This window comes from Bacterioplanoides sp. SCSIO 12839 (genome assembly GCF_024397975.1).
GTDB lineage: Bacteria > Pseudomonadota > Gammaproteobacteria > Pseudomonadales > Oceanobacteraceae > Bacterioplanoides.
The window spans coordinates 2,251,151-2,265,872 of sequence record NZ_CP073745.1 but is presented as its reverse complement, the minus strand read 5'-3'; the positions used below and the strand labels follow the sequence as shown (position 1 = coordinate 2,265,872).

Annotated in this window: 14 protein-coding genes; 12 read left to right on the top strand and 2 right to left on the bottom strand. The window is 47.7% G+C overall.

Features of this window, described 5'->3' with window-relative positions; translation table 11 throughout:
• Positions 1-53 precede the first annotated feature (53 nt).
• Entirely contained in the window at positions 54-257 is a 204-nt protein-coding gene (locus KFF03_RS10420; protein ID WP_255856829.1) for a transcriptional regulator, read from the bottom strand.
• A 120-nt stretch (positions 258-377) separates the two neighbouring features.
• Between KFF03_RS10420 and KFF03_RS10415 the strand changes: the two genes are divergently transcribed.
• From KFF03_RS10415 to KFF03_RS10365, 11 genes are all read left to right on the top strand, one after another.
• Positions 378-1,274: a DUF4892 domain-containing protein gene (locus KFF03_RS10415; RefSeq protein ID WP_255856828.1), complete on the top strand. Its 897-nt coding sequence runs from the start codon at positions 378-380 to the stop codon at positions 1,272-1,274.
• Positions 1,275-1,288: 14 nt separating this feature from the next.
• Positions 1,289-2,314: a patatin-like phospholipase family protein gene (locus tag KFF03_RS10410; RefSeq protein WP_255856827.1), complete on the top strand. Its 1,026-nt coding sequence runs from the start codon at positions 1,289-1,291 to the stop codon at positions 2,312-2,314.
• Between the two features lie 155 nt (positions 2,315-2,469).
• A complete protein-coding gene (gene prmB / locus KFF03_RS10405) occupies positions 2,470-3,405 on the top strand; it encodes a 50S ribosomal protein L3 N(5)-glutamine methyltransferase (RefSeq protein ID WP_255856826.1) in 936 nt (311 codons plus the stop codon).
• A gap of 108 nt (positions 3,406-3,513) precedes the next feature.
• Positions 3,514-4,623 (top strand): chorismate synthase, encoded by a 1,110-nt coding sequence (gene aroC, locus KFF03_RS10400; RefSeq protein ID WP_255856825.1) that lies wholly within the window; start codon positions 3,514-3,516, stop codon positions 4,621-4,623.
• Positions 4,624-4,659: 36 nt separating this feature from the next.
• Entirely contained in the window at positions 4,660-5,820 is a 1,161-nt protein-coding gene (locus KFF03_RS10395; protein ID WP_255856824.1) for an MFS transporter, read from the top strand.
• Between the two features lie 59 nt (positions 5,821-5,879).
• On the top strand, positions 5,880-6,119 hold the full coding sequence (locus KFF03_RS10390; protein WP_255856823.1) for a DUF6489 family protein: 240 nt from the start codon (positions 5,880-5,882) through the stop codon (positions 6,117-6,119).
• A 298-nt stretch (positions 6,120-6,417) separates the two neighbouring features.
• The gene (locus KFF03_RS10385; RefSeq protein ID WP_255856822.1) at positions 6,418-6,807 is read left to right on the top strand and encodes a phasin family protein; all 390 of its coding nucleotides are present in this window, start codon (positions 6,418-6,420) and stop codon (positions 6,805-6,807) included.
• Positions 6,808-6,926: 119 nt separating this feature from the next.
• Positions 6,927-8,741, top strand: a complete 1,815-nt coding sequence (locus KFF03_RS10380; RefSeq protein ID WP_255856821.1) for an alpha/beta hydrolase — start codon at positions 6,927-6,929, stop codon at positions 8,739-8,741.
• Positions 8,742-8,936: 195 nt separating this feature from the next.
• The gene (locus KFF03_RS10375; RefSeq protein WP_255856820.1) at positions 8,937-9,383 is read left to right on the top strand and encodes a hypothetical protein; all 447 of its coding nucleotides are present in this window, start codon (positions 8,937-8,939) and stop codon (positions 9,381-9,383) included.
• A gap of 5 nt (positions 9,384-9,388) precedes the next feature.
• Complete coding sequence (locus tag KFF03_RS10370) at positions 9,389-9,670, top strand: YheU family protein (RefSeq protein ID WP_255856819.1); 282 nt, start codon at positions 9,389-9,391, stop codon at positions 9,668-9,670.
• Positions 9,667-9,879 carry a hypothetical protein gene (locus KFF03_RS10365; protein ID WP_255856818.1) on the top strand — a complete coding sequence of 71 codons (213 nt, stop codon included), beginning with the start codon at positions 9,667-9,669 and terminating at the stop codon, positions 9,877-9,879. Before KFF03_RS10370 ends, KFF03_RS10365 begins: the two co-directional genes overlap by 4 nt.
• Before the next feature lie 20 nt (positions 9,880-9,899).
• Here KFF03_RS10365 and mnmC read toward each other — a convergent pair whose 3' ends face one another.
• The gene (mnmC, locus tag KFF03_RS10360) at positions 9,900-12,002 is read right to left on the bottom strand and encodes a bifunctional tRNA (5-methylaminomethyl-2-thiouridine)(34)-methyltransferase MnmD/FAD-dependent 5-carboxymethylaminomethyl-2-thiouridine(34) oxidoreductase MnmC (RefSeq protein WP_255856817.1); all 2,103 of its coding nucleotides are present in this window, start codon (positions 12,000-12,002) and stop codon (positions 9,900-9,902) included.
• Between the two features lie 425 nt (positions 12,003-12,427).
• Here mnmC and KFF03_RS10355 point away from each other — a divergent pair, with 425 nt between their 5' ends.
• Positions 12,428-14,656: a tetratricopeptide repeat protein gene (locus KFF03_RS10355; protein WP_255856816.1), complete on the top strand. Its 2,229-nt coding sequence runs from the start codon at positions 12,428-12,430 to the stop codon at positions 14,654-14,656.
• The last annotated feature ends 66 nt before the right edge of the window (positions 14,657-14,722 follow it).

The window sequence follows — 14,722 nt, the reverse complement described above, 5'->3', positions numbered from 1 at the left end:
TGGTGTCAATAATTCAAAGCGAGCGAGTGTAACAAATAATTGTCTGCGCGGAATCAACGGCGCAAGTCAGGCATCACAAATGCAGATTGATTGGCGCTGAAAGAGTGTTTGCTGATGATGTCATGAACGTGTCCACACTGATCGCAATACACCACATAAAACCAAGGGGTGCCGTTTTTGGCGGTTTCTTTGCTGGGTTTGGATGCAAAATGATCAATGCCTTCACAGTCACATTTTGGGCATCTCGGGTCAGACATGTTGTTCTCCTGAAGCGTAAAAAAATGAATATATCGCTCTGGCCAGTATAGGCAGTATGAGGATTTGATGACAGACTGTGGGTTAAGTTCCACAGCGTCATTTTGAACAGGCAGTCGTTAATGAGCATCACCCGGATTGTTGCATTGGTTTTAAGTGCATTGAGCATGAGTACATTGAGTGTGAATCTACATGCAGATGTACCTGTGTCGGTTGAAGCGTTTCAACCTGCGCAGTTATTACAAGACAGTCAGTCGGATGTGAATCACTACCGATTAGTTTTGTCCGAACTCAAGCGCACCCGTGCTACGACGTATGGTGAGCAGGAAAAACGTTTAAGTGGTCAGTTATGGCGACGTTATTGGGCGGTGGCGCCGGAATTTTCTCTGGATGAAGTCAGCGATTATTTTGCCGCTCAGTTTCAACCGCTGGAAAAATTGTATCAGTGCCGTGGGCTGGATTGTGGCAGCAGTCATTTTTGGGCTAATGATGTATTTGATAATAGTCGTCTGGTTGGACGTGAGGCTAATCAACGCTATTGGGCGGCACTGCAAACAACCGAAAATAGCTTGAATCGGGTATGGGTTGCGTATGTTGTTCAGCGTGGCTCCGGTCAGGTCTATGTGGCGCTGGATCGTTTTGATACCACTGAGGAAGTCAGCTTACAGCGTGTAACCCAGTCTCAGATCCGGGCGGCGTTACGCCAGAATGCCGGTTGGTTGCCCGGTTTGATGGTTGAGAACGGAACATTGCAGACGGAAGCCAGTAGTAATCTGATCACCGTACTTCAGGAGTTGTCGGCCAGCGATAAACGACGCCTTTATTTAATGGTGCATTGTTACGATGCCAGCCAGATGGGCGATAACCTGCGTTGTTCTGAACGTTTGGCGAAACAATTACGTGTGGCCACCTATAACGGACAGAATGAGTTAAATATTCTGGGGCAGGGAGCTTTGAGTCCGGCACCGGATTCTGGCCTGGAGCCCAGATTACGCTATGTTTTCTGGCCGCAGCGTTAATGCAGGATGTTGATATGAATTCAGACATAACATCACAATCTTCTTCTGAGGCGGCGACACTTTCCGATCCGCAGCAGCCAGTTAAAACGGTGTCATTGTGTTTGGGAAGTGGAGGAGCGAGAGGGTATACCCATATCGGTGTAATTGATGAAATTGTGTCGCGAGGATATGACATTATTTCTGTCTCTGGCTGCAGCATGGGGGCAATTGTTGGTGGCTTTTACGCTGCAGGGCGTTTAGAAACCCTGCGTCAATGGGTATCAGAACTGACCTACCTGAAAGTTCTGAAGCTGGCGGACTTTTCACTCACCTCGAATGCGGCTATCCGCGGTGACCGCGTTTTTAACACCTTGGATGATCTGCTTGAAGGTGTACAAATTGAAGATCTCAAGTTGCCATTTACAGCCGTCGCTACGGATCTGACGCATAAAAAAGAATTGTGGTTTCAGAAGGGTTCTTTAAATGAAGCCATTCGTGCGTCAGCGGCCATTCCCAGCTTACTGACACCGGTAATCAGCAATGGTCGTATGCTGGTGGATGGCGGGGTGTTAAACCCGCTACCAATAGCGCCCTGTGTTTCAGCACATGCGGACTTTATTATGGCGGTCGATCTGAATGCCGATATTCCCATGCCAGCGGACTTTGCTCCGGAACCCCAGCCCAGTGCCGAGCAGAAAAGCGACTGGTTTGATAGCGTAGTGAACAGTGCCATTGGTAAAGCCGGAGCCATTCTGGATCGCTTTGATAATAACAAAGCCGCTGAAAAAGATGCCAAGGCTACTGGCCTGGCTCAAGAGAATCTGGGCAAGCTGGAAATTCTGAATCAGATGTTTGAAGTGATGCAGGCTTCACTTTCCGGCTTTAAAACTGCCGGGTATCAACCCGATTTACTGATGCGGGTTCCTGCAACCTGTTGTGAATTTTATGAGTTTTATCGCGCTGACGAGATGATTCGTTTAGGCCGCCATATTGCCAGTGAAGCGTTGGATGCGTTTGAGCAGAAGGGCGCCAGCAGTTTGTATGGTTTGGGGCAGAGATAAGATTCTACCTGGGACTCTTCTTATAAAAGCTCCGGATTTTGATCGATATACCACCGATAGCTATTGAGCGGAACTTGCTGATAGCGAAAGTGCGTTGTTAGGGCAAACAAGGTACACTAGCGCGCTTTTCAGTGATCCAATCAACAGGAATCCCGGTGTCTGTACTCGAACCTCAGAGCGATGATCTTTCCCTTCAGCAACAAGCCGTTGAAGCCATTGAGCAGCTGCTTACAGTGCAGGATTTGGTGCGTTGGTCGGTGAGCCGTATGGCGGAAGCGGGCATTTATTTTGGTCATGGCACAGATAACCCGCAGGATGAATCGGTACTGCTGGTAACCCATGCATTAGGGCTGCCCTGGAATCAGGCTGATCAGTGGCGCGACTGTCGCTTAACCCGCAGTGAGCGCGAAACCGTGGTATCTCTGTTGGTGACTCGCATTGAGCAACGCGTACCAGCGCCGTATTTGGTCGGTGAAGCCTGGTTCTGCGGCTTGCCGTATCTGGTGGATGAGCGGGTGTTGATTCCCCGCTCGCCAATTGCCGAGCTGATTGAGACTAACTTTCAGCCCTGGCTGCAACATCAGCCAAAGCGCATTATGGATTTATGCACGGGCAGCGGTTGTATCGGTATTGCCTGCGCGATGCAGTTTCCGGACGCGCAGGTGGAGCTATTGGATATCTCTTTTGATGCGTTGGCGGTTGCCGAGGAAAATATTCAGCGCCTGGAAGTTCACGACCGGGTGGTGGCGTTACAGTCGGATTTATTCTCAGCGGCGCATGGGCGTTATGACCTGATTGTGTCGAATCCACCGTATGTGGATGCCGATGATATGGCGTGCCTACCAGATGAGTTTCACCATGAACCGGAGCTGGCGCTAGCCGCGGGCAACGATGGTCTGGACCTGGTGCGGATTATGTTAAAACAGGCGTGTGATCATTTAACCGATGATGGTGTGCTGGTGGTTGAAGTGGGCAATAGCTGGCCTGCACTGGCGGATGCGTATCCGCAGTTGCCGTTTCAGTGGCAGGAATTTGAACGCGGCGGCCACGGTGTGTTTGTATTACACGCAAAAGACCTTGATGCCTTATAAGGCGAGCAGTAAATCGGGCACAGAATAGATCAGGCATAAAGTAGCAGCCTGATCGGACGATTCAGAATATAACGACAGAATATAAGTTTGCAGTGAGTTGATAGAAGTATGTCTGGAAATACCTTCGGCAAAAGTTTTACCGTAACCACCTTTGGTGAAAGTCATGGCCTGGCATTGGGTGCCATTATTGATGGCTGCCCTCCGGGTATTGAGTTGACCGAAGCCGATCTGCAGGCGGACCTTGATCGCCGCAAGCCGGGCACCTCAAAGTTCACCACTCAGCGCCGTGAACCGGATCAGGTGAAAATTCTGTCGGGGGTGTTTGAAGGCAAAACCACCGGAACCTCCATTGGTCTGCTGATTGAAAATACCGATCAGCGCTCTAAAGACTATTCCAATATTGCCAAAACCTTCCGCCCGGCCCACGCGGATTATGCCTATACCCAGAAATATGGTTTCCGTGATTACCGTGGCGGCGGTCGTTCTTCTGCCCGTGAAACCGCGATGCGTGTGGCTGCCGGTGCCATTGCTAAAAAGGTACTGGCGGCGAAGGGTATTGAGGTACGTGGTTATTTATCGCAACTTGGGCCGATTAAAATCGATGACGCTAATTTCGATTGGAATGAAGTAGCGAACAACCCGTTTTTCTGCCCGGATGCCAGCAAAGTGTCTGAGATGGAAAGCTACATGGATGCGCTGCGTAAAGAACAAAACTCCGTCGGTGCCAAAATCAGCGTTGTGGCATCTGGTATGTTGCCGGGACTGGGCGAACCGATTTTTGATCGTTTGGATGCAGAACTGGCTCATGCTTTGATGAGCATCAATGCGGTGAAAGGTGTTGAAATTGGTGATGGCTTTGACTGCATCGACCAGAAAGGCACCGAGCATCGTGATGAAATGACACCGGATGGCTTTTTAAGCAATCATGCGGGTGGCATTGTTGGTGGCATTTCAACCGGACAGGACATCATTGCCCATATGGCGTTGAAGCCAACGTCCAGTATCACCATTCCGGGTCGCTCGATTGACAGTGATGGTAACGAGATTGAAGTGGTGACCAAAGGCCGTCATGACCCGTGTGTGGGTATTCGTGCCACGCCAATCGCAGAAGCCATGATGGCAATTGTATTAATCGATCACCTGCTGCGTCATCGTGCACAGAATGCCGATGTGCAGTGTGAAACGCCGGTTATTTCTGCTTCTGTCAGCGACGATTAATTCGCTGCGGCGACGATAAGAAGTTATCTCAGTACGATGAACAATACGCCGTCTGATATTCCTTATCGTCGCTTGTCCGGCTTCTACTTCCTGTATTTTGCCCTGTTGGGTTGCATCGCTCCGTTCTGGGGCTTGTATCTTCAATATCGATCCTTTTCCGCTTTAGAGATTGGCAGCCTGATGGCGGCATTTGCCGGGGTGCGTATTGTGGCACCCAACCTCTGGGCCTGGTGGGCGGGTTATTTCTCTTCTCCTATTAGCATGGTGCGCGTCTCCGGGCTGATGACGGCCGTGTGTTTCAGTGCCGTGTGGTGGGCAAACAGTTTTGTTGCCATGTTGCTGGTGATGGTGGCCTATGGCTTCTTTTGGGCGGCGATGTTGCCGCAATACGAAACCATCACCATGCAATCGCTGAAAAACCGCATTGATGATTACTCCCGTATTCGGGTTTGGGGGTCGCTGGGTTTTATTGTGGTTGTACTTGCTTTGGGCTGGTTATTTGAGCAGGTGGGGATTCAGTGGTTACCAACGATGATGTTGCTGGTGATGGTTCTGATTTTACTCAATAGCTTGTTGTTCCGTTCCGGGCGCTTTCGTACCCGTAAAGCGGCAAGCGATGATCAGACGTTTCTGACACAGGTGATGCAGCGCCCGGTGCTGATATTTATTGTGATGACCATTCTGTTGCAGGTGAGTCATGGCGCCTATTACACCTTCTTTAGTATTTATCTTGAAGCGGCAGGGTACAGCAAAACCGGCATTGGGTTTTTATGGTCGCTGGGTGTGTTTGCTGAAGTGATTCTATTCTGGCAATTTCATCGATTGATGCATTGGCTAAGTTGGCGTGGTTGGATTCTGCTCAGTTTAGCGATTACTGCAATACGCTGGCTGATGATTGCTGAATTCATTGATGTGCTGGCTATCTTGTTACTGGCGCAGGTGATGCATGCTTTTAGCTTTGGGGTTATGCATGCTGTGGCGATGCGTTATGTGCAGCATTATTTCTCAGCAGAAACTCAGGCTCGTGGGCAGGCACTGTATTCCAGTATCGGCTTTGGCTTGGGGGGGGCGATTGGAGCCTGGGGGTGTGGTCTTTTGTGGAACAGTCTGTCGGGTGATCAGGTATTTATAATCAGTGCGTTTGTTGCATTAATAGCATTACTGATAAGTTGGGCTGGATTGCGGCCGGATGAATAGCTATTTTGTTTACTGGAAGTGAATTCATTTTTGACGGGAAATTAATAATGAAGATAAATGTGACTTTTGATATGACGCCGGATGAGTTTCGTCGGGTGATGGGTCTACCGGATGTGCAGCAGTTTCAACAGGAGCTGTTTAACCAGATGCTCGAGAAAATGCAGTCAGGAGAAGAGGGTTACGACCCGCTGTCGTTGTATCAGCCAATGATGAAAGAAGGGATGAGTGCCATGGGGCAATTTCAGAATATGATGTTCAATATGATGTCAGGAGCTAATTCAGCGGATCAGGAAAAATAGTGTTAATAAAATTAACTAATTACATTAGTGTTAATTAATTTCTTTAAATTAAACGCTCTTATTATTTGGCAATAAATGCGTAGACCATAGGACAAAAAAAGCCAGTTTTTCAGGTGAAAAAAATCAGTTTTTTTTGATTGTTACCATTGCAGTCAAGTTGTAATAATAAAGGCTGATTTTAATCAAAAAAGTGTTACTTTAAGTGGCGGATGTCATGCAACTGTAAGATAAATTCCACTACTATTGAGTAAGCAATTCAGCTAGTAGACTTTTTGTTAAACCTTGAAGGAGCAAGACCATGCAAGAGAATATCCTGAACGCATTTGCTGAGCAGGCTAAAACCATGTACTCGCCTATGACCAAGTTCAACAGCCTGTTTGTTGAGAACGTGGAAAAAATGACCGAGTTCCAACTGAACGCTATCAAATCTTATGCAGACCTGAGTCTGGATCAGATGAAAAAAGCGTCTGAAGTAAAAGATGCTGACACAATGCGTTCTTTTACTGCTGCTCAGGCTGAAGTTGCCAGTTCTCTGAACAAGAAAATTATGGACGATGCTAAAGCAATGTCTGATATGGCAATGGAATTCAAATCTCAGGTTGAAACCCTGATGGAAGAAGCACGCACTTCTGCTGCTGCAACCACGACGACAGCTGCTAAGCCTGCTGGTAAAACGAAAGCTGCGTAACAAAATACGTTGCGTTGCTTTAACGGGCCGCCCGGATTGCTGATTCTGGTGGCCTTTTTTATTGCTGAATTTTTGTGGCAACAGAATGGTTTGCCAACCGGTAAAGAGAAAGGTGGAGTATGAAAGGGCTGTCGACCGAGAGCATGGAAACAGCAGTGAAAGATTTTTATGAAATGGCCGGTCAAGCGACTGAACAATATGGCCGTTTATGGGAAAAGCTGGCAGCACGCCAAACCACAGCTGAGGATCCGGCTGCTTCGGTAATGACGGACTTTACCGAATCCATGCGCGAGATGGGCGAAGCGATGCTGACTCATCCGGAAAAAATTGTTGCCGACCAAATGGATATGCTGAAAAAACAGCAAGAGCTGTTTCAGCAGACAGCATTGCGCTTTATGGGCAAAGAGGTTGATCCGGTGATTGCCCCTGAAAAAGGTGATAAGCGCTTTAAGGATGATCAGTGGACGCAAAACCCGGTTTTCGACTACATGAAGCAGTTATACCTGCTGCAGGGCAAGACCCTGATGAAGATGGTTAGCGATACCGATGGTTTGAGTGACCATTCTCGCCAGAAAGTAGAATATCTGATTCGCCAATACGTTAATGCTTTATCCCCGACTAACTTTGCCAATTTAAACCCGGAAGTGATCCGTAAGACGATGGAAACTGGCGGCTCAAACCTGGTTTCAGGTATGGAGCAGTTACTGGAAGATCTGGAGACCAGCGTTAGTGGTGCACTTAATGTACCGATGACTGACACTAGTGCCTTTCAGGTCGGTCGGAATCTGGCGACTACGCCGGGCCAGGTTATTTATCAGAATGACCTGATGCAGCTGATTCAATACACGCCAAGCACTGAAAAAACATATAAGCGGCCTTTGTTGATCGTACCGCCATTTATTAATAAATTTTATATTCTCGACATGCGCGAGAAAAACTCTTTCGTAAAATGGCTGGTGGATCAGGGTCATACCGTATTTATGATTTCCTGGATCAATCCGGGCCCATCAATGCGTGATAAGGGTTTTGAAAACTACATGCTGGAAGGACCTATCTCCGCTGTTGATGCAATTGAACAGGCGACCGGTGAAAAAGAAGTCAATGCTATTGGTTATTGCCTGGGCGGAACCTTATTGTCAGCGACTCTGGCTTACCAAAAGAAAAAGAAAAAAGAGACCATTAAAGCCGCTACGTTTATGGCAACGCTGACCGATTTCTCCGATCCGGGTGAAATTGGTGTGTTTATTAATGAAACAGCGATCGCTGGCCTTGAAAAACAAATGGATGCGCTGGGCTATTACGATGGTCGTCAAATGGCTTTCAGCTTTAATACGCTGCGTGAAAATGATTTGTTCTGGTCGTTTTTTATCAATAACTATCTGAAGGGTGAGCGCCCTGCGGCATTTGATTTACTCTATTGGAATACCGACAGTACTAATCTGCCTGCTCGTATGCATTCTTATTATTTGCGTAATATGTATCTCAATAATCAGCTGATTGAGAAAAACGCGTTAGAGTTGGATGGCGTAAAAATTGACCTTAGTGCGGTTAAGGTACCGGCTTATTTTGTGTCGACTGCGCAAGATCATATTGCTTTGTGGCAGGCAACTTATAAAGGTGCTCAGGTGCTTGGCGGTAAGAATCGTTTTGTACTGGGGGGGTCTGGACATATTGCCGGGATTGTTAATCCGCCTGAAGCGAATAAATATGGCTACTGGACCAATGAGAAGCTGGCTGATACACCTGATGAGTGGTACCAAGGTAGTGAAAATCATGAAGGCTCCTGGTGGCTTGATTGGCAACAATGGGTATTGAAACAGGGTGATATGGAAATGGTGCCAGTGCGTCAGCCGGGTGATGGCAAGTTGCCTGCGCTGGAGGAAGCTCCGGGGCGTTATGTGAAGCAGCGTATTTTTGACGTTTTGGCAAAATAACTGTTTTCCTTCGGTTTTAACGTTTTGTTTTAACCTGTTAAAGCCTCTGCACTGTGTGCAGAGGCTTTTTCTTTTTAAAATCAGTCGGTTGCCAGGTTTTTGATTTGTTTGCGAGGTCACAAAACAAGGGTTTTGTGTTGTCGGCCTTTCCGTTATGATGATTAGCAGCTTTTGTCGTAGCCCTAAGGACGTCGTGTGTCTCAATTCGATCAGGAATCCGTTGTATATGGTGTTATTCGCCATATTCCTGCTGCTGATGAGTTCAGTGCCAGATTACAACGTCGTGCTAACTGGAGTTCAATTCAGAACCTTCCATTAGGTGTTGATGATGACTGGTCTTTTCTTTGCCGTGAAATGTTCTCCATGCCTGGAGATGATATTTTCAGTGGCACCTATCAAACTCAACTGATCCATTTTGCTGCCTCTTACAAAGCCGTAGAGTATGAATGGGAGCATTGGCTGAAGCAATTCGAGCAGCTGTTGAAAAGCATGTACTGGGTGAATGCGACGGTTCACCTTGAGACTGAGTTATCCGGCAAGCACACTTTTCACTGGCAGGCCGATAACGGTACCCATACACCATCCGATGCAGAATTACGTATGAGCTGTGAGTGGGAGCGCGAAGCGAGTTTCGCTGGCTGAACAACATGTCTGATATCCCTTCTTATATGGATGATGCCCCGGAGCCGGGGGTGATTGCCATTCCTTATCAGCAGCTCAGTGCTGATGCTCTGGATGCTATTCTCGAAGATTTTGTTGGCCGTGAAGGCACAGATTATGGCGATTACAGTTATTCTCTGGCTGATAAGAAAAACCAGGTGTTGGCTCAGCTGCAGTCAGGCCAGGCGACACTTTTATTTGACCCGGTGCAACAGACCTGCCACATTGAAATGACACAGGTACTGAAACAGCACGGTTGGGATCTTTGAAAAAAGTTACTGAGATTCAGCAGGTTCGTCTCAGGCGCCGGGTATCGGACGCCATGCAGGATGTTGATTTGCTCAAAGCGCAGCTACTGGAAATTCGCCAATGTTGCGCGGAGCTGGAGCAAACCATGCGCGCTATTCGTGAAAACGGCGAGCAAGCTCAGGTTAATGCCCGGGCTGAGTCGCGCCGTAGGCAGCTAAAGCGCGTCTAGCAGCTTGTTGATATTCCCTGTCAGGTAATTTTCCGACGCATCATATCTCTTAATAAAAAACGCCCTGGCCATAGTGCTGTTTCAATCGCTTGTCCTGTCGGGCTGGCGCTATTGGTTATTTGTGCAGCCAGCAATTCAGCACACAATGGGGCGGATGCCAGCCCACGTGATCCATGGCCAATATTCAACCAAAGCCCACGCATGACGGGCGCTTCGGTATTCGGGATGTGTTTTGCATTTTTTACCATTGGGCGGAAAGCCTCAATGAACCGCTGAGTATCCGGGATGCTGCCAGTCATGGGTAAATAGTCGGGTGTGGTGCAGCGAAAGCCAACACGTCCCTGAATCACACTTTCTGCATCTGTTTCTGCCCATGCCGGGCCAAAATCCTGAAGATGATTCAGGTTGGTTATATGATCCTGGGCACGAACTTCTGGCTCATCGTCATTCAGGTTGTACGTTGCTCCTAAACAAGTCAGTCCGTTTCTGGCCGGTGCCATATAAGAACGAGCACACAATACCGTCTTAATGTCTGGTACCAGTGAGCTATCAAGAATGCTGAGTTGACCACGGATGCGTTTGACCGGCAGATACGCGTCTGGCAGCAATTGTTTGGCATCATAAGCGTTAGCAATGACCACCTGTGCCGCTTTGCGTCTGTTATTGTGAGAATCTTCCAGCAACCAGCTAGCGTCATCATTTTGTTTTAGCGACTGAACGTCCCATCTCTCGACATTAATGAGAGGATGTTGGCATAGCTGTTCACAAAGCTTTGCTGGGGCTGCCCAGCCTGCCTGAGGGAAATACAGTCCTCCCTGGTTTTGTGGGCAACCGGCCAGTTTTGACGCTTCTTCGGCTGTGACAGGCGTAATCAAAGCTTCTGGATATTGGTTGCTTTGCAGGAATTTTTGTTGACGTTGTTGTTCCTTATCGTCGTACGCCAGTTGTAAAACCCCGCAGTCATCCCATAAGTCTGAGTCGGTACCACGTTCCGAGATCTCCTTCACTTTGGCCAGGCTGTGCTGAAAGGCGGTGAGATAAAACTGAGTGTGCATGGCGTTGTCGCTGGCAGCCAGTTTGATATACAAGCCACCCTGTGGGTTGCCGGATGCTGCCTGGCCAATGCCCAGACGATCAATCAGGGTAACGGTATGGCCACGCTCAGCCAGTGCACGTGCGGTCGAGCAACCTGCCAGTCCGGCACCAATGACAAGAATGTTGTCGTTGCCAGGTGTCTGATCAGATATCGGTGCTTGAGGAGCCGGGGTCGGTATTTTAGGCAGCTGTGGGATCAGCCAGGGCTTTTCTCGGTAAAAAGACGGTTGTTCCGGGCCGCAGCTTAGGCTGAACTCGCCAGCCAGCATTTCACGTTTTCGACCAAATCCCGGCACTTTACGGATATCGAAACCAGCACCTTTGATTCCACGTCGCACGATACCGGCAGCCGTGAAGGTTGCGACGGTACTGTGAACATAAGGGGAGCGGTTGTTGATTCTACGCATCTGTTGAAACAGGGAGTCAGTCCACATTTGTGGATTTTTTGAGGGTGCAAATCCATCAAGGTACCAGGCGTGTACCGGTCCACTCAACTGCGGTAAGGCATTATGAACGTCATCAAAAATCAGTGTCAGGCGTACCTTATGCTCAGGCCAAACCAAATGATGGAAACCTGGAATGGTGAGAGGGTATTGTTGTAATAATAATTCTGTGAACGTAGCAAGCTCAGGCCAGAGTGACATGGCTTGTTGTAGTTCTTCTTTGCTCAGAGGGAACTTTTCGATACTGGTAAAATGCAGCCATTCAGTTTCTGGATCGTTGTTTTTTTGTGCATGACGTTTTCGCGAATCGGACTGTTTTTTGTATTCGACAAAGCTCTGCCAGGTCATCAGGAAGTTGAGACCGGTGCCAAAACCGGTTTCGATGATATGGAATTCACCTGAGTGACCTTTCCAGCGTTGAGGAAGATGATTGTGTTTCAGAAACACATAACGACTTTCTTCCAGGCCGTTTTCAACGGAAAAATAAGGGTCATCAAACTGTTGTGAAACCGGGAGGCCCTGATCATTCCAACTGAGGTCAGGGCTGGCTAATTTTTTTTGTTCAGAAGGGAGATTATCGGACACGATGCAGCTTCACAATTAAAGAAAACGATACTATTGATAAGGAGGCTCGGTGCAGCGTTATCAATAATGTGTTTATGGTAACTCAGACTTGCCGGCTAATACGACTCTGTTATTTATTTTACGTTTTTTTAGTCGGGCGTGTCCTGATGTAACTTGAGCTGATTACTCTTTGAGTGTTACTTTGAGCCCATCACATCGCGATAACCTTTGATTAAAGAACCGTTATCGATATGAAGCTTGATTGAAAAACAATATATCCGGATACTGCCTCGCAGATGAGTCACCATTCTGAATCATAACTTCTTATAACGACCGATAATCAGGGATTCTGGCAACCAATCAACATGCCTGTGCTTTATATTTTTTTCATTGTCCTGCTGGGTATTATGCCCAATCTGACGCTTGCATCGGCTGCTGAAAAGTTGATGAGCGTAGAAAAGGGGGATCGTGCCTATGTAGGGTCATCTCGCTGTGCTGCGTGCCATCAACAACAGTATGAGGATTGGCAAGAATCCGACCATTTTCAGTCGATGCTACCTGCTAGTGGCGATAATGTATTGGGTGACTTTAATGATGTTGAAGTAACTTTTCATAATATTAAAACGCGTTTTTCCCAGAAAATTAAAGCTGGTGGTGACAGCGTTTTTTTCATTGAAACTGAGGATGAAACCGGTTCCCGTAAGAGTTTTAAGGTAGATTATACGTTTGGCTTTTATCCGCTGCAGCAATATTTAATTGCCCGTGATAATGGCCATGTACAGGCTTTTAATATTGCCTGGGACAGTCGTCCTCAAATTGAGGGAGGGCAGCGTTGGTATCATCTGCAACCCGATGAAGATATTTCAGCGCAGCACCCTTTTTTCTGGACGGGTTCTTTTAGTAACTGGAACAGTCGCTGTGCTGAATGCCACAGTACAAATCTCGAAAAAAATTATTCTGCGGAAACTTTTTCCTATAACACGACCTGGAGCGAGATAAATGTTGCTTGTGAAGCTTGTCATGGCCCGGGGAAAAATCATGTAAATTTGGTTGAGCGCGGGCAGTTTAGTGACGATAACACGGGCTTTGTAACCTACCAGAACCCCGGCGCGGTATTTGCTTTTAACGAGGGTGAGGCTATTGCCAGCCCATTGTCTCAAAAAAGCCCGCATGTCACCGCTCAAATCGATGAGATCAACACCTGTGGGCGTTGTCACTCACGCAGAATGCAGCTTGGGAGCAGTGAGGTTGGTGACGATTTCAATAATCAATACTTGCTGCAATTGCTGGATTCACCACTGTATTTTCATGATGGACAGATTCAGGATGAAGTGTTTGTTCTGGGTTCATTTAAGCAAAGTAAAATGCATCAGCAAGGTGTTACTTGTAGTCATTGTCACAACCCTCACAGCGGCAAACTTAAAGCCAGTGGCAATGCGGTTTGTACACAGTGTCATCAGCAGCAGGTATATGATGTACCAACGCATCATCAGCATAACGATGGTCTGGTATCGTGTGTCGATTGCCATATGCCGGAGCGCACTTATATGGGGGTGGATCCCCGTCGTGACCACAGTTTTGTGGTTCCTGATTTAATCACAAGTCAGCAGCATGATAGCCCGCTTGTGTGTGGAAATTGCCACTCTGAAAAAGATCAATCCTGGCTACAAAAAGCGTTTTCGTTTTGGCCAAAGCAAGCTGAGCGTGCCAGTGATCACTGGGCGGAAATTAACAAGCGTGCTAGTCAGGCCGATGCTTCAGTGACGTCAGAACTAGTGGCTGCTTTGAATGATAAGCCTGATCTGATTAAAGCAACACTGCTGCAGAAGTTTACTAACTTTCCTTCTCAAGTTGGCTTTGAGGCTGCTCAGGCACATTTGAGGGATCCGAATCCACTGGTGAAGCGTGCTGCTATAGCGGTTTTTGCATCAGCCCCAGCTAATTTTCGATGGCAATTCCTCAGCCCGTTATTGGAAGAAAAGCTGGCGGCGGTACGTTACGACCTGGCTCAGGCGCTGATTGAACTGACTCCAATGATGGCCAATTCCGGTCTTCCGGTGGTTCAGCGAAAACGTTTTCAGCAGTTGATGCGCGATTATAAACAATATCTTGATTTTAATGCCGATAGCCCTAATGGCCAGCTGGCTTTGGCACAGTATTATCGTTATCACAACGACCTGTCGGCATCAGAAAATGCTTATCGGAATGCGCTCAAAATTTCGCCCAACTCTGTACGGGTTTTGGTTAATTATTCGGACTTTAAACGTCAGCAAGGTGATGCAGTAACGGCCGAAAAATTACTAATGCAAGCGCTGGTTGTTGCTCCGGACAGTGCTGCTGCTCAGCACAGCATGGGTCTTTCACTGGTTCGTAAGAAAGCGTATCAGCAAGCATTGAAGCATTTAAAAGCAGCGGCAGAGTTACCGGATAGCACAGCCAGGTACGCCTATGTCTATGCTGTGGCACTCGAAGGGCAGAATCAACGTGCACAGGCTATCTTGTTTCTTGAGTCCGCTGTTAAGCGATACCCAGGTCAGCCAGATCTTTTGCTCTCCTTGGTTCTCTATCTGCAATCTGAGGGTGAGCTGAAGAGGGCTCGTCACTACTTATCTGAGCTATCGCATATTGCGCCAGGCTCTCCACAGGTGAAGCAACTTCAGCAGCGGTTGAAATGAGTGGTTATGACAGTGAGGGGGTATGTTATATGCCCTGAAACTCACTCCCGAGTATCAGGGCAATCA

Bases quoted from the DNA above. Each gene is read 5' to 3' on its own strand.
- KFF03_RS10415 (WP_255856828.1), top strand. From the start codon at position 378: ATGAGCATCACCCGGATTGTTGCATTGGTTTTAAGTGCATTGAGCATG.
- KFF03_RS10420 (WP_255856829.1), bottom strand. From the start codon at position 257: ATGTCTGACCCGAGATGCCCAAAATGTGACTGTGAAGGCATTGATCAT.
- KFF03_RS10355 (WP_255856816.1), top strand. From the start codon at position 12,428: ATGAGCGTAGAAAAGGGGGATCGTGCCTATGTAGGGTCATCTCGCTGT.
- KFF03_RS10410 (WP_255856827.1), top strand. From the start codon at position 1,289: ATGAATTCAGACATAACATCACAATCTTCTTCTGAGGCGGCGACACTT.
- KFF03_RS10370 (WP_255856819.1), top strand. From the start codon at position 9,389: ATGTCTGATATCCCTTCTTATATGGATGATGCCCCGGAGCCGGGGGTG.
- KFF03_RS10395 (WP_255856824.1), top strand. From the start codon at position 4,660: ATGAACAATACGCCGTCTGATATTCCTTATCGTCGCTTGTCCGGCTTC.
- KFF03_RS10385 (WP_255856822.1), top strand. From the start codon at position 6,418: ATGCAAGAGAATATCCTGAACGCATTTGCTGAGCAGGCTAAAACCATG.
- aroC (WP_255856825.1), top strand. From the start codon at position 3,514: ATGTCTGGAAATACCTTCGGCAAAAGTTTTACCGTAACCACCTTTGGT.
- KFF03_RS10380 (WP_255856821.1), top strand. From the start codon at position 6,927: ATGAAAGGGCTGTCGACCGAGAGCATGGAAACAGCAGTGAAAGATTTT.